This window comes from Pseudomonas sp. XP2 (assembly GCF_053557975.1).
On record NZ_JBNRIK010000041.1, the window covers coordinates 4,904 to 23,797 of the forward strand.

The 18,894-nt window shown below is 62.8% G+C and carries 19 protein-coding genes and 1 pseudogene; 9 read left to right on the top strand and 11 right to left on the bottom strand.

The window, feature by feature from the left end:
- A partial coding sequence (locus ACK1VC_RS27410; protein WP_449118163.1) for a GreA/GreB family elongation factor occupies nt 1–423 on the bottom strand: 423 nt, incomplete at its 3' end.
- A 2-nt stretch (nt 424–425) separates the two neighbouring features.
- Nucleotides 426–824: a hypothetical protein gene (locus ACK1VC_RS27415; protein WP_016485438.1), complete on the bottom strand. Its 399-nt coding sequence runs from the start codon at nt 822–824 to the stop codon at nt 426–428.
- Between the two features lie 130 nt (nt 825–954).
- Between ACK1VC_RS27415 and earP the strand changes: the two genes are divergently transcribed.
- Nucleotides 955–2,088 carry an elongation factor P maturation arginine rhamnosyltransferase EarP gene (gene earP / locus ACK1VC_RS27420; protein ID WP_191087381.1) on the top strand — a complete coding sequence of 378 codons (1,134 nt, stop codon included), beginning with the start codon at nt 955–957 and terminating at the stop codon, nt 2,086–2,088.
- Between the two features lie 48 nt (nt 2,089–2,136).
- The gene (locus ACK1VC_RS27425; protein ID WP_016485440.1) at nt 2,137–2,709 is read left to right on the top strand and encodes an elongation factor P; all 573 of its coding nucleotides are present in this window, start codon (nt 2,137–2,139) and stop codon (nt 2,707–2,709) included.
- Between the two features lie 58 nt (nt 2,710–2,767).
- Here ACK1VC_RS27425 and ACK1VC_RS27430 read toward each other — a convergent pair whose 3' ends face one another.
- From ACK1VC_RS27430 to ACK1VC_RS27440, 3 genes are all read right to left on the bottom strand, one after another.
- The gene (locus tag ACK1VC_RS27430; protein WP_449118164.1) at nt 2,768–3,196 is read right to left on the bottom strand and encodes an organic hydroperoxide resistance protein; all 429 of its coding nucleotides are present in this window, start codon (nt 3,194–3,196) and stop codon (nt 2,768–2,770) included.
- Nucleotides 3,197–3,335: 139 nt separating this feature from the next.
- The gene (locus ACK1VC_RS27435) at nt 3,336–3,791 is read right to left on the bottom strand and encodes a MarR family winged helix-turn-helix transcriptional regulator (RefSeq protein WP_016485442.1); all 456 of its coding nucleotides are present in this window, start codon (nt 3,789–3,791) and stop codon (nt 3,336–3,338) included.
- Between the two features lie 58 nt (nt 3,792–3,849).
- On the bottom strand, nt 3,850–4,803 hold the full coding sequence (locus tag ACK1VC_RS27440; protein ID WP_016485443.1) for a LysR family transcriptional regulator: 954 nt from the start codon (nt 4,801–4,803) through the stop codon (nt 3,850–3,852).
- 113 nt (nt 4,804–4,916) lie between these two features.
- Between ACK1VC_RS27440 and ACK1VC_RS27445 the strand changes: the two genes are divergently transcribed.
- On the top strand, nt 4,917–5,666 hold the full coding sequence (locus ACK1VC_RS27445) for a sulfite exporter TauE/SafE family protein (RefSeq protein ID WP_024717729.1): 750 nt from the start codon (nt 4,917–4,919) through the stop codon (nt 5,664–5,666).
- Between the two features lie 58 nt (nt 5,667–5,724).
- On the opposite strand, the gene ACK1VC_RS27450 is transcribed toward ACK1VC_RS27445, so the two are convergent.
- Nucleotides 5,725–6,576, bottom strand: a complete 852-nt coding sequence (locus ACK1VC_RS27450) for a LysR substrate-binding domain-containing protein (RefSeq protein WP_024717728.1) — start codon at nt 6,574–6,576, stop codon at nt 5,725–5,727.
- Nucleotides 6,577–6,673: 97 nt separating this feature from the next.
- Here ACK1VC_RS27450 and ACK1VC_RS27455 point away from each other — a divergent pair, with 97 nt between their 5' ends.
- Nucleotides 6,674–6,892 carry a DUF1127 domain-containing protein gene (locus ACK1VC_RS27455; protein WP_191087382.1) on the top strand — a complete coding sequence of 73 codons (219 nt, stop codon included), beginning with the start codon at nt 6,674–6,676 and terminating at the stop codon, nt 6,890–6,892.
- Nucleotides 6,893–6,935: 43 nt separating this feature from the next.
- On the opposite strand, the gene ACK1VC_RS27460 is transcribed toward ACK1VC_RS27455, so the two are convergent.
- A complete protein-coding gene (locus tag ACK1VC_RS27460) occupies nt 6,936–8,282 on the bottom strand; it encodes a class II 3-deoxy-7-phosphoheptulonate synthase (RefSeq protein WP_016485446.1) in 1,347 nt (448 codons plus the stop codon).
- A gap of 115 nt (nt 8,283–8,397) precedes the next feature.
- Between ACK1VC_RS27460 and ACK1VC_RS27465 the strand changes: the two genes are divergently transcribed.
- Together ACK1VC_RS27465 and ACK1VC_RS27470 are read left to right on the top strand one after the other, a co-directional pair.
- Entirely contained in the window at nt 8,398–9,153 is a 756-nt protein-coding gene (locus ACK1VC_RS27465; RefSeq protein WP_016485447.1) for a spermidine synthase, read from the top strand.
- A 431-nt stretch (nt 9,154–9,584) separates the two neighbouring features.
- A pseudogene (locus ACK1VC_RS27470) lies at nt 9,585–11,301 on the top strand (DEAD/DEAH box helicase).
- Between the two features lie 90 nt (nt 11,302–11,391).
- On the opposite strand, the gene ACK1VC_RS27475 reads toward ACK1VC_RS27470, so the two are convergent.
- Nucleotides 11,392–12,159, bottom strand: coding sequence for a DODA-type extradiol aromatic ring-opening family dioxygenase (locus ACK1VC_RS27475; protein ID WP_016485449.1), 768 nt, complete (start codon nt 12,157–12,159; stop codon nt 11,392–11,394).
- Between the two features lie 110 nt (nt 12,160–12,269).
- Here ACK1VC_RS27475 and ACK1VC_RS27480 point away from each other — a divergent pair, with 110 nt between their 5' ends.
- Nucleotides 12,270–12,920, top strand: coding sequence for a thiopurine S-methyltransferase (locus ACK1VC_RS27480; protein ID WP_016485450.1), 651 nt, complete (start codon nt 12,270–12,272; stop codon nt 12,918–12,920).
- Between the two features lie 47 nt (nt 12,921–12,967).
- Here the strand turns inward: ACK1VC_RS27480 and htpX are convergent, their stop codons facing one another.
- Together htpX and ACK1VC_RS27490 are read right to left on the bottom strand one after the other, a co-directional pair.
- Nucleotides 12,968–13,855: a protease HtpX gene (htpX, locus tag ACK1VC_RS27485; protein ID WP_012271122.1), complete on the bottom strand. Its 888-nt coding sequence runs from the start codon at nt 13,853–13,855 to the stop codon at nt 12,968–12,970.
- A 276-nt stretch (nt 13,856–14,131) separates the two neighbouring features.
- Nucleotides 14,132–15,343: a pyridoxal phosphate-dependent aminotransferase gene (locus tag ACK1VC_RS27490; RefSeq protein WP_016485452.1), complete on the bottom strand. Its 1,212-nt coding sequence runs from the start codon at nt 15,341–15,343 to the stop codon at nt 14,132–14,134.
- A gap of 168 nt (nt 15,344–15,511) precedes the next feature.
- Here ACK1VC_RS27490 and msrB point away from each other — a divergent pair, with 168 nt between their 5' ends.
- Nucleotides 15,512–15,907, top strand: a complete 396-nt coding sequence (gene msrB / locus ACK1VC_RS27495; RefSeq protein WP_016485453.1) for a peptide-methionine (R)-S-oxide reductase MsrB — start codon at nt 15,512–15,514, stop codon at nt 15,905–15,907.
- A gap of 13 nt (nt 15,908–15,920) precedes the next feature.
- Nucleotides 15,921–16,409: a glutathione peroxidase gene (locus ACK1VC_RS27500; protein ID WP_060518438.1), complete on the top strand. Its 489-nt coding sequence runs from the start codon at nt 15,921–15,923 to the stop codon at nt 16,407–16,409.
- On the opposite strand, the gene ACK1VC_RS27505 is transcribed toward ACK1VC_RS27500, so the two are convergent.
- Nucleotides 16,399–18,756, bottom strand: a complete 2,358-nt coding sequence (locus ACK1VC_RS27505) for a hybrid sensor histidine kinase/response regulator (protein ID WP_191087383.1) — start codon at nt 18,754–18,756, stop codon at nt 16,399–16,401. The genes ACK1VC_RS27500 and ACK1VC_RS27505 overlap by 11 nt on opposite strands.
- Nucleotides 18,757–18,894: the final 138 nt, after the last annotated feature.

Here is an 18,894-nt window from a genome sequence, read left to right on the forward strand (position 1 = left end):
ATCATCCACCCGCTTGCCCATCAATTGCTGCCCCAGCGGTGAGCGCGGGGTGATCACGGTCACCCGCTCATCCCCCTCACCAATCTTCAACCCCGCCGCCTCAGGCCCGAGGAACAACCGGCGCTGCCCGCCAGCGTCATCTTCCAGGGTCACCAGGTTGCTGATCTGCACCCCGCGCGCCGGGTCATGGTCGCGCAGCAGCAATTGCTGGTAGGTCAGCAGCGCCTGGCGGATCTCGGCGCTGCGGCGGGCCTGGCCGGTGGCCAGGTAGGAAGCTTCCAGGCCCAGGGTGTCGTACTTGTTCTCGGCAATGTTCTCTTCGGCGGTGGCAGTTTCGTAGGCGCTTTGCGCCGCGCGGGTCAGCACGTCAAGGTCATGCTCGAGGGTGGCGACGATCTGCGCCAGCAGGCGGGTCTTGTCCATGGTCAGTAACAGAACTCCAGCACGTTGGCCTGGCTTTTGTCGGTGGGGGCGGTGCGGTTCTGCTGCATCCAGAACTGGCATTTGGGGCTGTTGAGGTTGCGCGGGTTGCCCTGCGCGGCCTCGGCGGCCTGTTGCAGTTCCTGTTTGCGCAGAATGCCCTTGTAGTGCTCGAACATCTCGGCCTGGGCGTCTTGTGCCGGGGCTGGCGCCGGGGGGGCGGCAGGCCGGTACACACCGGGGGCCACGGCCTGGGCCAGCGGCTGCACCTGCTGTGGCCACAGTTGCAGCGCCAGCCACAGGCTCGCGGCAATGGCCACGGCGCCCAGCCACAGGCCAAAGGCAACGCACACAATCAACGGCAGCGGCTTGAGGGTGATCTTGAGTTCACGGTGGCGGGCCATGGCAGCCTCCTGGCAGGGTAGGTCGGGGTACATTGTCGCATGCACTTGAGCATTTTTCCGTGCGGGTGCTTTTGTCGGCGACAATTTATCCGCAGAATTCGCGTTTTTTGCACCAGAACGGGAGGGGCGGGTGAAAGCCACCTGGGACATTTTCTGCAGCGTCGTCGACAACTACGGCGACATAGGCGTGACCTGGCGCCTGGCCCGGCAACTGGTGGCTGAGCATGGCCTGGCGGTGCGCCTGTGGGTAGATGACCTGAACGCGTTCACGCCCATGTGCCCAGGGGCTGATGCCAGCGCAGCACAGCAGTGGCAGCACGGTGTGGATGTGCGTCAGTGGCCTGCGGCCTGGCTGCCGGTGGCACCGGCCGATGGGGTGATCGGCGCCTTCGCGTGCCAGTTGCCGGCGGCCTATGTAGAGGCAATGCGTGCCTGCGCCACGCCGCCGCTGTGGCTGAACCTTGAATACCTCAGTGCCGAGGACTGGGTGGAGGGCTGCCATGGCTTGCCTTCGCCGCAGCCCAATGGCCTGCGCAAGGTGTTTTTCTTCCCCGGCTTTACCGAAAAAACCGGCGGCCTGCTACGCGAGGGCTCGCTGCTGGCGCGGCGTGATGCCTTCCAGCAGTCGGCCGGGGCACGCCAGGCGTTTCTGCAGGAGCTTGGGGTAGCGCCCGAGCAGGGGGCATTGCTGATATCGCTGTTTGCCTACGAAAACCCGCAGTTGGCCAGCTGGCTGGATGCCTTGGCCACAGGCGCGCAACCGTGCCACCTGCTGGTACCGCAAGGGCGTATCGTGGCGGGGCTGAGCCAGTGGCTTGGCGAGGTGCCGCTGCAGGTGGGCAGCGTGCGCAAGCGGGGCGCGCTGACCGTACAGGTGCTGCCGTTCGTCAGCCAGGACGACTTCGACCGGCTGCTGTGGAGTTGCGATTTCAACGCGGTGCGTGGTGAAGACTCGTTCGTGCGGGCGCAGTGGGCCGGGCAGCCGATGCTGTGGCACATCTATGTGCAGGACGAGAACGCCCACCGGGAAAAGCTCGAAGCATTTCTGGCGCATTATCGACGCGGCCTGTCAGATGAAGCCGATGCCGCCCTGCTGGGCCTGTGGCGTGCCTGGAACATGGACTGCGACATGGGCCAGGCGTGGCAGGCAGCCCGCCAGCACTGGCCGGAACTGCAACGGCATGCCCGGCTTTGGGCGGTGCGACAGGCCGCTCAGCCGGACCTTGCCACAGCGCTAGTACACTTTTACCGAAATTCGCTATGATACGCGGCCTCGATTTTTATAAATCCATCCAGATTCGGATACTTCGTAATGAAAACTGGTAAAGAACTGAAACCCGGTACCGTCCTGCGGATCGACAACGACCCGTGGCTGGTTCAAAAAGCTGAGTTCACCAAGTCGGGCCGTAACAGCGCGATCATGAAGACCAAGCTGAAGAACCTGCTGACCGGCTACAAGACCGAAACCGTATACGGTGCGGACGACAAGCTGGACGACGTGATCCTGGATCGCAAAGAAGCGACCCTGTCGTTCATCAGCGGTGACACATACACCTTCATGGACACCACCGACTACACCATGTACGAGCTGAACGCCGAAGACATCGAGGCCGTTCTGCCGTTCATCGAAGAAGGCATGGAAGACATCTGCGAAGCTGTGTTCTTCGAAGACCGTCTGGTATCGGTAGAGCTGCCGACCACCATCGTGCGTAAGGTTGCCTACACCGAAGGTTCGGCTCGTGGCGACACTTCGGGCAAAGTCATGAAGCCTGCCAAGCTGGCAAACGGTACTGAACTCAGCGTTGCTGACTTCATCGAAATCGACGACCTGATCGAAATCGATACCCGCGAAGGCGGTTCGTACAAAGGCCGTGCCAAGAAGTAATTCTTCTTGCAATGTGCACAAAAAACCCGGCCTCGGCCGGGTTTTTTGTGCCTGCGACTTAAACCGTCACATGCAGGCGCACATCCACGTTCCCGCGGGTAGCGTTGGAATACGGACAAACTTTGTGAGCCTTTTCCACCAAGCCTTCGGCATCGGCCTGGGGCAGGCCTGGCAGGTTGATGTGCAGGTCGATGTCCAGGCCGAAACCGCCTGGGATCTGGCCAATGCCCACCTTGGCGGTGATAGAGGCATCTGCCGGCAGGGCCTTCTTCTCTTGCCCGGCCACGAACTTCAGGGCGCCGATGAAGCAGGCTGAGTATCCGGCAGCGAAAAGCTGCTCGGGGTTGGTGCCGTCACCGCCTGCGCCGCTCAGTTCCTTGGGCGTGCTCAGGCTGACTGCCAGCTTGCCGTCGCTGGATTTCGATTTTCCGTCGCGCCCACCGGTGGAGGTAGCTTCTGCGATGTACAGCGGAGTGACCTTTTGCATCTTGAGCCTCGCTAATGTGCTGTGCGCTCCCGGTCAAGGAGGGCGCGGATTGGTGTGGGATTTAAATTAGCGCGCAATTAGTTTGCGCGCAAGATAAATCATTGCCGTCCATCCGAACGGCCAGTGCACAGCATAGCTGTCAGAGGTTTTTCTGCAGGTTCTCGCGCAGGTTCAGCAGGTCGGCCTGCAGTTGCTGCAACTGCTCCAGGCTGCGCCCGCTGGCTTTGAGGATGCACTGCGGCACTTCTTTGGCCTGCTGTTGCAGGGCGCGGCCCTTTTCAGTCAGCTGCACCATTACTACCCGTTCGTCCTCCCTGCTGCGGTTACGCTGCAGCAGGCCTTCACTTTCCAGGCGCTTGAGCAGTGGCGTCAGGGAGCCCGGGTCGGTCAGCAGGTGCTGGCTGATTTCGCCCACTGTCAGGTCGTCGCGCTCCCACAGCACCAGCATGGCCAGGTACTGTGGGTAGGTCAGGCCCAAGGCTTGCAGCAGCGGTTTGTAGACCTTGGTCATCAGCAACGAGGTGGAGTGCAGGGCGAAGCAGACCTGGTTGTCCAGCAGCAGCTCGTCGCAAGAGGCTTGGGTGTCGGCGTTCATGCAGGTCCTTGAAATTGATCAATGGGGAATTCTGGCACGCTTATTTTTAGTGCGCGCATTACTCACGCAGTTCACTGCGCAAGGCCAGGTCCCAGGGTGGAATCGGGCTGAAGCGGCTCTTGAGGAATTCGAGCAGCAAACGGCTGCGAGAGTTCGTTTCATGTTCCAGCCGTAGTGCGTAAATGCCGCTGGTCTCGGCTGCTGGCAGGCCGCCGTCGCAAAACAGCGGAACCAGTTCGCCACGCAGCAGGTATTCGCTGATCAGCCAGGTAGGCAGGTGGGCAACACCTAAGCCGGCGAGCGCACCGAACAGCAAGGTTTCGGCATTGTTGGCGGCCATGCGCATGCGCGCAGGACGGTACAGGCGCGTTTGCCCGGCCACGTTGAAGCGCCAGGCGAACGGCGGGGCCAGGCCGTCCCAGTCCAGGCCGTCATGCCCAGGCAGTTCGCTGGGGCAGGTGGGCATGCCGCGGCTGGCCAGGTAGGCGGGGCTGGCGCAGGCGACGCGCACCATGTAAGCCAGCGGCGTGGCGACCAACCGGGTGTCGGCCAAGGGGCCGGCACGCAGTACCAGGTCGACCTCGCCCAGGTGGCTGCCCTGCAGGTCGACGAAGCTGTCGATCAACCGCAGTTGCACATCCAGGCCGGGGTAGGCCACCAGGAAGTCGGCGATGGCGGGGGCCAGATGGCGGCGGCCGAACGCGGCGGGGGCGTCGATGCGGATCAGGCCTTCGGGGGCGTTGCTCAGCGATACCGCTTCAGCCCGGGCCAGGCGCAGCTCCTCGATGATGCGCCTGGCCCGTTCGGCAAAGGCATTGCCTGCGGGTGTGGCGCGCACGGCATGGGTGCTGCGGGTGAACAGGCGGCTGCCGACGGCGCTTTCCAGGTTGTCGATGCGCCGGGCCACAGCGGACGGGGTCAGCGGGTGACGGCGGGCGGCGGCGGAAAAACTGCCAGCCTCCAACACATCGAGGAACAGGCTCAATTGGTCGGTCAGGGTATCGGGGCTCATGGCTGCCTTGCTTTTGCGAAAAACGCATAGCCATTGTGCGCTGCTGTGCGTTTCCCCGCCAGCACACAGTCGTTAGCATGCTCGCATTATCTGTACAGGCAAACGAGGCCCTGATGATCGAGTGGTTGTTGTATATCGTGCTGGGCGCTGCCTTGGGCACCATGGGGGGCTTGTTCGGTATTGGTGGGGGGCTGATCGCAATCCCCGCGCTGGGCGTGCTGTTTGGTCTGGACCAGCAGTTGGCGCAGGGTACGGCGCTGGTGATGGTGGTGCCGAACGTGCTGCTGGCGTTATGGCGCTATCACCAGCGCAACCGCATCGAGCTGCGCCATGCCTTGCCGCTGTCGGCGTGCAGCTTTTTGTTTGCCTGGCTGGGGTCGATCTGGGCAGTGGGGCTGGATGCGCAATCCATGCGCCTGGGCTTTGTCGGCTTTCTGGTCGCCCTGGCGGTGTGGAACGTGGCGCGCATGTTCATGAAGGCATCGCCGCCCAGTGCCGAACTGCGTTATGCCTGGCCCTGGCTGGGCGTGCTGGGCAGTTTTGCCGGCACCATGGGCGGCTTGTTCGGCGTGGGCGGGGCGGTGGTGGCCACGCCGATCCTGACCAGTGTGTTCGGCACCACCCAGGTGGTGGCGCAGGGGCTGTCGCTGGCGCTGGCCGCGCCGAGTACTTTGGTGACGTTGGTGACCTATGGGGTGCACCACAGTGTCGACTGGGCGGTGGGGATTCCGTTGGCGGTGGGTGGTTTGCTCAGCATCAGCTGGGGGGTGAAGCTGGCTCATGCGTTGCCGGAGAAGGTACTGCGGGCGATGTTCTGTGTGTTTTTGGTGGTGTGTGCGGTGATGCTGGGGTTTGAACTGTGAGATTGTGGGGCCGCGTTGCGGCCCATTCGCGGGACAAGCCCGCTCCCACAGGCCCCAATTACTTGAAACCCTCAACGATGTAGTCGGCCATACAGTCGGTAATCGGCGAGGGGTTCTGCGTACTGCGCACCAGCATCACATTGGCTAAGGGCAACTGCGGCAGCCCGTCCTGTTCACCCAGTATGCGGATATTGCCACCAATCAGGCTTTGCAGCTGCGCCGTCACTGCCAACCCTGCCGTGACGATGGCAAAGATCGCCGCCAGGCTGGGGCTGGTATAGGCAATGCGGTAGTCGATACCTTGTGCTTGCAGTGCATTGCAGGTCCAGGCCCGGCAGAAGCAGTCGGTATTGAACAGTGCCACGGGCATCGGCCGCTGTTCCTGTGGGCAAAAGCCTTCGGCGGCGGCCCACACCAAGCGTTCCTGGCGCAGCAATTGGCCCACCTCGTTACCTGGTTCGCGGGTGACAATGGTCAGGTCCAGGTCCTGGCGCAGCATCAATTGCTTGGAAGAGTCGCAATGCACTTCCACCTGCACCAGCGGGTAGGCCTGGGCAAAGCTCGACAAGATGGTCGGCAGAAAGCGCATGGCGTAGTCGTCAGGCGTGCCAATCCGCACCAGCCCGACCATGTGCGGCATGCGCAGGGTATTGAACACCTCGCCATGCAGCTTGAGGATGCGCCGGGCATAGCCCAGCAGCACCTGGCCCTCGGCGGTGAGGCGAACCTGGCGGCCGTCGCGCTCGAACAGCTGGCGCTGCAGGATGTCTTCTTCCAGGCGTTTCATCTGCATGCTCACCGCCGATTGGGTGCGGTTGACCACTTCGCCGGCGCGGGTAAAGCCGCCTTGCTCGGCGATGGCGACGAAGGTGCGCAATACGTCCGCATCGAGGCTCTGGTACTGGGACATTGCATCAATCTCCGAGATGCATGGCATCAGAAACATTCGTTGGATTGATCTTAAGCCCGGCGCGAGACTGAGGCCATCCAACACGGAGGGCTTCACGATGAAAGGTCATGTCAGCAGCGTCCAGCAACCTGCCTTTTCCCTGAACCACCTGTGGCATGCGGCCCTGCAGCGTCCGGCGCGCTGGCTGCAGCTGTACCGCCAGCGCCAGGAGCTGGCCAGCCTCAGTGACGCAACCTTGCACGACTTGGGGTTGAGCCGGGCGGATATCCAGCAAGAGGCCGAGCCGCATTTCTGGGATGATCCGCTGAGGAAGTGAGTGTGGGCCGGGCGCCTGGCTTCTCAAGGCATGCGCCCCAGCCTCACCGCCGGACTTGCTTCAACGTCTCGGCAATCAAAAACGCCAGCTCCAGCGACTGATCGGCATTCATCCGCGGATCACAATGGGTGTGATACCGGTCAGACAACGCATCCTCGGTAATCGGCCGGGCGCCACCGATGCATTCGGTGACATTCTGCCCGGTCATCTCGATATGAATGCCGCCAGCATGGCTGCCCTCGGCCTGGTGCACCTGGAAGAACTGCTTCACCTCATCCAGGATCTGCGCAAAGTCGCGCGTCTTGTAGCCGCTGCTGGCCTTGATGGTATTGCCGTGCATCGGGTCGGAGCTCCACAGCACCTTGCGCCCCTCGCGCTCGACGGTGCGGATCAGCCCCGGCAGGTGGTCGCCAACCTTGCTCGCGCCCATGCGCACTATCAGGTTCAGGCGCCCGGGGTCGTTGGCCGGGTTCAGCGTGTCGATCAGGCGGATCAGCTCTTCGGGGTTCATGCTCGGGCCGACCTTGACCCCGATCGGGTTGTGCACGCCGCGCAAAAACTCCACGTGGGCGCCGTCGAGCTGGCGGGTGCGGTCGCCTATCCACAGCATGTGCGCCGAGCAGTCGTAGTAGTCGCCGGTCAGGCTGTCCTGGCGCACGAAGGCTTCTTCATAGTTCAACAGCAGCGCTTCGTGGGCAGTGAAGAAGCTGGTTTCCCGCAGTTGCGGCGCGCTGTCCAGACCGCAGGCACGCATGAATGCCAGTGTTTCGTCGATGCGGTTGGCCAGTTGGTGGTACTTGTCGGCCAGTGCCGAGTTGGCGATGAAATCCAGGTTCCACTTGTGCACCTGGTGCAGGTCGGCAAACCCGCCCTGGGCGAAGGCGCGCAGCAGGTTGAGGCTGGCGGTGGCCTGGTGGTAGGCCTGCAGCAGGCGCTCGGGGTCGGGGATGCGGCTTTTGGCGTCGAAACCGATGCCGTTGACGATGTCGCCGCGGTAGGCGGGCAGGGTGATGTCGCCAATGGTTTCATCGCCCGAGGAGCGCGGCTTGGCAAACTGCCCGGCCATGCGCCCCACCTTCACCACCGGGCAGCCGGCAGCAAAGGTCATCACAATGGCCATCTGCAGCAGCACCTTGAAGGTGTCGCGGATTTTTGCCGCCGAGAACTCGGCGAAGCTCTCGGCGCAGTCGCCACCTTGCAGCAGGAAGGCGCGGCCTTCGGTAACCTCGGCAAACTGCCTGCGCAGCTCGCGTGCCTCGCCCGCGAACACCAGCGGCGGGTAGCTGGCGAGGGTCTGTTCAACCTTCAGCAGGTGCGCAGCATCGGGGTAGGTCGGTTGCTGCTGGATCGGCAGGGCGCGCCAGCTGTCAGGGCTCCACGGTCGGTTCATCTCGGGCTCGGTCTTGTAGGTTGTAGGCTATAGGCCATGGTAACAGTTGGCGCTGCGCTTGTTGCATCAAGGGTGTTGACGGACAATGCGCGTTTTGCGCGGGTGGGTGGTAAGCATGACGGCGGAACGGGAAGAGCGGCTACTGGCACGGGTAGAGGACGCTTTTGGCGTCATCAGCGTGTATGAAGTCGACGACTACCGCTTTCTGGAATTCGGCGATGCCATCGAGCAGAGCTGTGTGTTCACGGCCGACCCCAGCTGGCTGGAGTACGACTACACCCGCGCCATGCTGGTGGGGGCGTTGTGCCATGAACAGCCGGAGAGCGCGCTGTTTCTTGGCCTGGGTGCCGGCACGCTGACCCAGGCCTGCATGAAGTTCCTGCCACTTGAAGACATCGAGGCCATCGAGCTGCGCCCGGACGTACCGCGCCTGGCCATGGAGCACCTGGGCCTGGATGATGACCCTCGGTTGTACGTGCGCATCGGTGATGCCATCGAGTTGCTGCCCACGGCGGAGAAGGCCGACCTGTTGTTTGTCGACCTGTACACCGACCATGGGCCGGGCGTGGGGCACCTGGCATGGAAATTCCTGGAAAACTGCCAGCAACAACTGAACCCGGGCGGCTGGCTGGTAATCAACCAGTGGGCTACCGACGACGGCAAGCCGCTGGGCGCGGCATTGCTGCGCGGGCTGTACCATCGGCATTACTGGGAGCTGCCGGTGAAGGAGGGTAATGTGATCTTGCTGGTGCCGGCTGATCTTGAGCAGGTGCTGGATTTGGAGGGGTTGCGTGCCCGGGCCGAGGCACTGGCGCCGCAGCTGGGTTATAGCCTGGATGGGTTGATCAAAGAGATTCGGCCAGCAACTTGAACGCCTGACGCGGCCATTTGTGGGAGCGGCCTTGTGTCGCGATAGGGCCGCAGAGCGGCCCCGGCAATCTATGCGGCGTGGCTTAAATCCTGGGGGCGCTTCGCACCCCTTTCGCGACGCAAGGCCGCTCCCACACAGATCGGGTGAGGCTTCAGGGAATTATCGATTCAGCGCGGATTGGTTGATGGCCCGATAATGGCCTTGCCCCCTGAAAATATTCCTCACGGTTGCCGCTATTTCAGGTATAGTACGCGCCGGTCTTTTAGCGGACCTCAAAATCAGGTGGTGCAAATCCTCCGAGTCCAGCTTCGGCTGCGCGTCCGCTAGGCGGACCTTCCCAAGTTTTCTTTTTCAATCGTTTTCGCAAATCCCCGCCGCCAAAGCTGCCTGGGTGACCTGACGGTCTTTCAAGGCATGTGCAGCTTTGGAGCATGGGTCTTTGCGGATGCACCTAGAGGCAGACCCATGACCCAGGAAACCGGCGGCTTCGCCGCTCTCGATCTTAATCCGAACATTGTTGCTGCTGTTGTGGCTACCGGCTACGAAGAGCCGTCCGCCATTCAGCAACAATCGATCCCGATCATCCTCGCCGGTCACGACATGATCGGCCAGGCGCAGACGGGCACCGGCAAGACCGCTGCCTTCGCCCTGCCGATCCTCAACAAGATCGATGTGAGCAAGCGCGAACCGCAAGCCCTGATCCTGGCGCCAACCCGTGAGTTGGCGCTGCAAGTAGCTACCGCTTTCGAAACCTACGCCAAGCAGATGCCGGGCGTGAACGTGGTTGCCGTATACGGTGGTGCCCCGATGGGCCCACAGCTGCGTGCAATCCGCAACGGCGCGCAAATCGTCGTCGCCACCCCGGGCCGCCTGTGCGACCACCTGCGTCGTGACGAAAAAGTCTTGTCCACCGTGCAGTACCTGGTACTGGACGAAGCCGACGAGATGCTGAAGCTGGGCTTCATGGATGACCTCGAAGTGATCTTCGACGCAATCCCGGCTACCCGTCAGACCGTACTGTTCTCCGCAACCCTGCCGTCGTCGATCCGTTCGATCGCCGAGCGCCACCTGCGCGAGCCCAAGCACGTCAAGATCCAGACCAAGACCCAGACCGTAACCGCGATCGAGCAAGCCCACCTGATGGTCCATGCCGATCAGAAGATCCCGGCTGTGCTGCGTCTGCTGGAAGTGGAAGAGTTCGACGCACTGATCGCCTTCGTGCGTACCAAGCAAGCCACCCTGGACCTGGCCGCCGCCCTGGAAGCCAAAGGCTACAAGGCTGCCGCGCTGAACGGCGACATCGCCCAGAACCAGCGTGAGCGCGTGATCGACTCGCTCAAGGATGGCCGCCTGGACATCGTCGTCGCCACCGACGTCGCTGCCCGTGGTCTGGACGTACCGCGCATCACCCACGTGTTCAACGTTGACATGCCGTACGACCCAGAGTCCTACGTGCACCGTATCGGCCGTACTGGCCGTGCCGGTCGCGAAGGCCGTGCGCTGCTGCTGGTCACCCCGCGTGAGCGCCGCATGCTGCAGGTGATCGAGCGTGTAACCGGGCAGAAAGTTGCCGAAGCCCGCCTGCCGAATGCCCAGGCCGTGCTGGATGCCCGCATCAAGAAGCTGACCTCGAGCCTGGCGCCGCTGGTAGCCGAAGCAGAAGCCACCCACGGTGAACTGTTCGACCGCCTGACCACCGACCTGGGTTGCAGCGCACGTGCGCTGGCTTCGGCCTTGCTGCGCAAAGCCACCAATGGCCAGGCGCTGGACCTGGCTGCGGTAGAGCGTGAGCAGCCGCTGGTGCCGGGCGTTGGTGCCCCGCGTGGTGAGCGTGGTGAGCGTCCTGAGCGTGGCGAGCGCCCTGACCGCGGCGACCGCGAGCGCCGTGCGCCGCTGCCGCTGGCCGAAGGCCGTGTACGTTGCCGTACCGCCCTGGGTGCCCGCGACGGTATCGCTGCCAAGAACCTGCTGGGCGCGATCCTCAACGAGGGTGGCCTGGCGCGTGATGCCATCGGTCGCATCCAGGTTCGCGACAGCTTCAGCCTGGTCGAGCTGCCGGAAGACGGCCTCGAGAAGCTGCTGTCCAAGCTCAAGGACACCCGCGTAGCTGGCAAGCAGCTGAAGCTGCGTCGCTACCGCGAGGATTGATCCTGGCGCTATAAAAAAATCCCCGGCCCAGGTCGGGGATTTTTTTTGCCTGTACCGGCCCTTTCGCGGGCAAGCCCGCGAAGAGGCCCTTCAGTCGAACCGATATATATCCATCCCCAGCGCCCCTAGGGTAAACCCCTGATGCACCACGCCAAACCTGCTCCCAGCCCCCAGGGCAAAGAACAGCGGCAGCAAATGCTCATCACTGGGATGGTTACGCACGGCATGTGGCGCCTGCTTCCGGTAATCCAGCAATGCCGCTTGGTCATCTTCCTGCAGCCGCTCCACCACCCAATCCCTGAACGCCAGCGCCCATGGCTCGATCACATCCGGCCCTGCATGCCAGTCCAGTTCCCCCAGGTTATGGGTGATGCTGCCCGAACCCACCAGCAAGATGCCCTCGGCACGCAAGTTCGCCAGCGCCTGGCCCACCTTCACCTGCAGCGCAGGCCCCATGTGGCTGGGCAGGGAAACCTGCACCACGGGAATGCTTGCGTCCGGGTACATCAGCGACAGCGGTACCCAGGCGCCGTGGTCGAACGGCCGCTGGGCGTCCAGCCGGGCTGGCAGCCCTGCAGCTTTCAACAACTCGCTGACCTGGCCTGCCAGGGAAGGCTCGCCCGGCGCCGGGTACTGCACCGCATACAAGGCCGGTGGAAAGCCGTAGAAGTCGTGCCAGGTTTCTGGCTGTGCACTGCTGGTTACCAGCAGTTCACGGCTTTCCCAGTGTGCTGACACCACCACGATTGCCTTGGGGCGTGGCAGGCTGTTGGCCAGCCCGGCCAAGGCCGGCCCGCTGGCACCCGGGTGCAGGGCGAGCATGGGCGAACCATGGGAAATGAACAGGCTGGGCAGCATGGCAAGGTCCTGAAGGTTAAGATGCACTCATCTTCGGTCAGAAACTGATCTATATCCATCGCAAGTTTTACGCGTTTTCTATCGGTTTACTCGATAAACAAGGAGCAACCATGGAGCCAGCTTTCTGGCACAAGCGGTGGGTCGATAACCAGATCGGCTTTCATCAGGGGCAGGTCAATTCGTACCTGCAGGCGCACTGGCCGTCACTCGGCCTTGAGTCTGGTAGCCGAGTGCTGGTGCCGCTGTGCGGCAAAAGCCTGGATTTGATCTGGCTGGCCGGGCAGGGGTACCGAGTGTTGGGTGTGGAGCTGTCGCGGCGCGCGGTAGAGGATTTCTTCGGCGAGCACGGGCTTGAAGCCGAGGTGCAGCAGCGCGGGGACTTCGAAGTTTGGCGCAGTGGTGACGTGGAGCTGTGGTGTGGTGATTTCTTTGCGTTGCGTGCGCAGGATATCGGCGACTGCGTGGGGCTGTATGACCGGGCGGCGCTGATTGCGCTGCCGGCGCAAATGCGCGCGATGTACATGCAGGCGCTGACGGCTTTGCTGCCGGCCAATTGCCGGGGTTTGGTGGTGACCCTGGATTATGATCAGTCACTGCTGCCCGGGCCGCCGTTTTCAGTCGGGGACGCAGAGGTGCGGCAGGGGTTTGCAGGGTGGCAGCTGCATGAGCTGGAGGCGGTAGAGGTGATTCAGGAGAGCCCCAAGTTTGTGCAGGCCGGGGTTTCCAGTCTGTTGGAGCGGGTTTACCGGCTTGGCCGGTAATACGAAAAAGGGCGACCAAAGTCGCCCTTTCTGTATTACCCGATGGATCAACCGCGACGGCGCAGGGCCTCGATACGGTCTTCCAGGGGCGGGTGGCTCATCAGCAGCCCGGCCAGGCCGTGCTTGAGGCCACCGTTGATGCCAAAGGCCTTCATGGTGTCTGGCATGTGCACCGGCAGGCCTTGTTCCACGCGCAGGCGCTGCAGGGCGCCGATCATGGCCGAGGTGCCAGCCAGTTGCGCACCGGCTTCGTCGGCGCGGTACTCGCGGCGGCGCGAGAACCACATCACGATCATGCTGGCCAGGATGCCCAGGATCAGCTCGGCAACGATGGTCGCCACGTAGTAGGCAATGCCTTGGCCTTCTTCGTTCTTGAAGATGACCTTGTCGACGAAGTTGCCGATGATGCGTGCGAAGAACATCACGAAGGTGTTCACCACGCCCTGTACCAGCGCCAAGGTGACCATGTCGCCATTGGCCACGTGGCCGATTTCGTGGGCCAGCACCGCCCGCACTTCATCAGGCGAGAAACGCTCCAGCAGGCCCTGGGACACGGCTACCAATGCGTCGTTGCGGTTCCAGCCGGTGGCGAAGGCGTTGGCCTCGTACGCCGGGAAGATACCCACCTCGGGCATTTTGATACCCGCTTCACGGGACAGCTCTTCGACCGTTTGCAACAGCCACTGCTCGTGGCGGGTGCGCGGCTGGCTGATGATCTGGGTGCCGGTGCTCATCTTTGCCATCCACTTGGAGATGAACAGCGAGACGAGGGAGCCGGCAAAGCCGAACACGGCGCAGAACACCAGCAGGCTGCTGAGGTTCAGGTCGACCCCGTTGGCGGCCATGAACCCGTTGAAACCGAACAGGCTCAGGGTAATGCTTGCAACCAGCACCACCGCAAGGTTGGTGGCCACAAACAACAGAATGCGCATCATGGTTGTTACGTTCTCCTGACGGATGAATTGTCGCTTACTGCGGGGTATATAAGGGGCCTGTCGCGCCGATTCAATCGGCCGACTATTTCAAACTGTGTACGGCGGAGTATGGCAGAGGATGACGCGGGGGCTGTGGGATAGAGCGTTGCAGGATGTAAGAAACACCCTGTGAGAGTGCGAGGGGCTGCTTTGCAGCCCATTCGCAGCACCAGGCTGCACCTACAGGAGAACGCGTACACCTGTAGGCGCAGCCTGGTGCTGCGAAGAGGCCATCATTTACTGCGAATACGTCCGCAGGAAATTGCCGATCCGGCCAATCGCCGCTTCCAGGTCATCCACCCGCGGCAAGGTCACCACGCGGAAGTGGTCCGGCCACGGCCAGTTGAACGCCGTACCTTGTACGATCAGCAGCTTTTCCGACAGCAGCAGGTCCAGGGCGAACTTCTCGTCGTTGAGGATCGGGCACACCTTCGGGTCGATCCGCGGGAAGGCATACAGCGCACCCATCGGCTTCACGCAGCTTACACCCGGGATATCGTTTAGCAGCTCGTAGGTACGATTGCGCTGCTCCAGCAGGCGGCCTGGCGGCAGCACCAGGTCGTTGATGCTCTGGTAGCCGCCCAGTGCGGTCTGGATGGCATGCTGGGCCGGCACGTTGGCGCACAGGCGCATGTTCGCCAGCATGTCGATGCCTTCGATGTAGCTGAGCGCGTGGTGCTTGGGCCCGGAGATGATCAGCCAGCCGGAACGGAAGCCCGCCACCCGGTAAGACTTGGACAGGCCGTTGAAAGTCAGGCACAGCAGGTCTGGTGCCAGCGAGGCGGTGCTGATGTGTACCGCTTCGTCGTACAAAATCTTGTCGTAGATTTCGTCGGAGAACACCACCAGGTTGTGCTGGCGGGCCAGCTCCAGCATGCCCAGCAGCAGCTCCCTGGAGTACACCGCGCCGGTCGGGTTGTTCGGGTTGATGATCACCAGGGCCTTGGTGTTCGGGGTGATCTTGGCCTTGATGTCTTCAAGGTCGGGGAACCAGTCGGCCTGCTCGTCGCACAGGTAGTGCACCGGCTTGCCCCCGGCCAGGCTTACGGCGGCCGTCCACAGCGGGTAGTCGGGGGCCGGGATCAGCACTTCGTCGCCGTTGTTCAGCAGCGCCTGCATCGACATGACAATCAGCTCGGAAACGCCGTTACCGAGGTAGATGTCCTCAATGGTGACGCCTTCGATTTCCTTTTGCTGGCAGTACTGCATCACGGCCTTGCGTGCACTGAACAGGCCTTTGGAGTCGCTGTAGCCCTGCGCGGTGGGCAGGTTGCGGATCACATCCTGGAGGATTTCATCGGGCGCCTCGAAGCCAAACGGCGCTGGGTTGCCGATGTTCAGCTTGAGGATGCGGTGGCCTTCCTCTTCCAGGCGCTTGGCGTGCTTGAGCACTGGGCCGCGAATGTCATAGCAGACATTGGCGAGCTTGTTCGATTTGCTGAACTGCATGATGGGATCCCGATATGAGAAAACGCGCTACGCCCCGCCGAAAGGTTTGTAACGGCAGGAAGCGGGTGCCAGACTGAACGCCTGGCACACGAAGCCAACTAATATACGTGCCACCCGCGCCCCGGAAAAGACGGCGCGAGGTGAAATTCAGCCTGCCGAGGTTTCCATATGCAAAAGATCGAAAAAACCCTGGAGCAATGGCGGTCGATGCTCGACCCCGAGCAGTACCAGGTATGCCGCCTAAAAGGCACTGAGCGGCCGTTCAGCGGCAAGTACAACAGCGAGCGCCGAGACGGCATCTACCATTGCATCTGCTGCAACGCGAAACTGTTCGATGCGCAGACCAAGTTCGATTCCGGCTGCGGCTGGCCCAGCTTCTACGCGCCGATCGAAGACAGTGCGATGATCGAGATCCGTGACACCTCCCACGGCATGATCCGTACCGAAGTCACCTGTGCCCGCTGCGACGCGCACCTGGGCCACGTGTTCCCCGATGGCCCGCCACCGACTGGCCTGCGCTACTGTATCAACTCGGTGTGCATCGACTTGCGCCCGCGCGACTGACCGGAGCCCTGACATGGCTGGATCGATGCTGGACATCCCCTGCGTGACCCTGGGCGGCGAGCAAAAGAAGCTCGGCGACTTCCCGGGCAAGGCGTTGCTGGTGGTCAATACCGCCAGCCAGTGCGGCTTTACCCCGCAGTACAAGGGCCTGGAGCAACTGTGGCAGGCCTACCGCGAGCGCGGCCTGGTGGTGCTGGGCTTTCCCTGCAACCAGTTCGGCAAGCAGGAGCCGGGCGACGCGCGGGACATTGCGCAGTTCTGCGAACGCAACTTTGGCGTGAGCTTCCCGCTGTTTCGCAAGATCGAAGTCAACGGCCCAGGCACCCACCCGTTGTTCGTCGAACTCAAGCAGCGCGCACCGGGCATTTTGGGCAGCCAGAAGATCAAGTGGAACTTCACCAAGTTCCTGGTCGACCCGGCCAGCGGCCAGGTGTCGCGTTATGCACCCACTACCAAGCCACAGGCCTTGGCAACAGACATCGAGCGCCTGCTTAGCCGCTGAGCGGAACCCAGTGGTCGATCAGCGCCAGTAGCTCTTCGCGGCGAAATGGCTTGGCCAGGTAGTCGTTCATGCCCGCGGTCCGGCAGCGCTCGCGCTCCTCGGGCATGGCGTTGGCGGTGAGGGCGACGATTGGCAGGTTGGGCCAGCGGCCGCTCTGGCGGATGCGTCGGCTGGCTTCGTAACCGTCCATCACCGGCATGTTGCAGTCCATCAGCACCAGGTCGAAGTCATCCCGTTCCAGCTGCTCCAGGGCCTCGGCGCCCTGCGTGGCCAGTTGCACCTGGCAGCCGAGCTTGGCCAGCATGCCCTTGGCCACTAACTGGTTCACGGGGTTGTCTTCCACCAGCAAGATGCGCGCGCGGCCTGCCTCCAGGCTGATGGCCGGGCTGGCCAGCGGGTGCTCGGGGTCGAAGCCTTGCAGGGTGCGGCGCAGGGTCTGGTACAGGGCGTTGCGCGCCAGTGGCCGGGCCAGTTGATGGAGTGGGGCGAGGGCGGCGGATTGCTCGCTGGACAGGAAGTTGCCGTAGGCGGTCACCAGCAAGATGGGGGTTTTCAGCGTTTGGCGCAGTTCGAACAGGCGCTCTACGTCGTCGGTGATCAGCAGGTCCATCGCGGTGGCGGCTAGCGTCGCGCTGCTGTCATGCCGCTGGTAGGTCAAACCCCAGGCCGGCAGCAGGCCCTGTAACAGTTCGTTGAGCCCGCTGCCTGCATCGCTCAGGGCGGCCACACGCCCATGCAGCGGCAACGGTGCGATGGCTTCAGTGTGCACGACCAGCGGCAGCTCGGCGCTGAAGCAGCTGCCAAAGCCCGCTTCGGAGCGAATGTGCAAATGGCCTTGCATGGCCTTGCACAGGTTGCGCGTCAGCGCCAGGCCCAGGCCGGTGCCGCCGTACTGGCGGGTGATGCCGGCGCCGGCCTGGGTAAACGGCTGGAAGATCCGTGCCTGGGCGTCTTCAGGGATGCCGATGCCGGTATCACGCACCTCTAGCCGGACACCGCCGACGATAGTCACCAAGCGCACATCGACGCGGCCGAAGCGGGTGAACTTCAGCGCGTTGGACAGCAGATTGCTGACGATCTGCCGCACCCGCGTGGGGTCGCCGAGCACACTGCTGGGGAAGTCACGGGCAATCAGGCAGGTCAGTTCCACGCTCTGTGCGGTGTTCTGAGACAGCAGGTTGGCGGTGTCCTCCACCATCGAACCCATGTCGAACGGAATGCGTTCCAGCTCCAGCTGGCCGGCATCGAACTTGGACAGGTCGAGGATATCGTTCAGCAACTCCACCAGTACTTTGCCCGAGTCGTGGGCAATCGCCAGTTGCTGGCGCTGCTCGCTGGGTAGCGGGCTGTCCAGGGCCAGGGCGATCATGCCGAGCATGCCGTTTAGCGGGGTGCGGATTTCGTGGCTCATGTTGGCCAGGAACGCCGCACGCGCCTGGGCCATGTCCAGCGCGCGGCGGCGCGCTTCTTCCAGCTCCTGGTTGGACAGGCTCAGGCTGTTGTTGCTGGCCTTCAACTCGTTGGTGCGTGCCGAGACGATGTCTTCCAGTTCGTTCAGGTACTGGGTAAGGCGGTTTTCGGCGGTGCGCCGCTGCTCGATCTCGGTGGCCATGCTGACGAACTGCTGGTTGGCGACTTTCACCAGCACGCCAATTTCGTCGTGCTCGTGGCCGTGCGGGCAGTCCAGGCGGGTTTGCCGGGGTTTGCGCGGGTCGCTGCCGCTGAGCGCGCCGATCACCGTGACCAGTGGCTTGGTCAGCATCATGTAGAACAGCGCCAGCAGAATGCCGGTCAGCACCAGGCTACGGGCAAAACCGTTGAGCAGGGTGATGCCGGCGCGTTCGAGAAAGCGGCTGCCGAAGGCAAAGGTGTCGACGTCCAGGTACAGGGTGCCCAGGTTTTCCTCTGGCATGTGGGTCAGGTACAAGCGTTCCTTGAACTGGCGCTGCTCGCCGAACAGGAAGTCGCTCAGCGGCCGGTAGCGGTGTTGCAGCCTGGGCCGCTCGACGTCGGCCAGCACGGTGTCGTTGTTGTCGATCAGCCGCGCACGGATGATGGCCGGCGACTGCAACAAGCCGCGGGTCAGCTCCAGCGCCAGCTCCGAGTCGATGTTGTAGGCGATGCGCGAGGCCGGGTTGTGGCTGATTTGCAGCAACGCATTCACTTCACGGTTGATGGACGCATCTTCGCTGGCATAATCGATGCCGATCTGGATGAGACTGAGCAATGTTCCCAGGATGAAGCCGACCAGGACTGTCAACCGGGCTTGCTTGTATGACAGGCGATTGGTGAACTTGATATCCATGAGTCCCGAGCCGGTTTCCCGTTGCTTGCGCTGCGCAAGCATAGCCGATCAACCCCGGCTACTGGTGGGTCTGTCACACATTCAGCCTTGATTGCTCAACTGGCTGTACCGGCCTCTTCGCGGCTAAAGCCGCTCCCACAGGTACTGCGCCGTCCTCTGGCCTGGTGCGGTCCCTGTGGG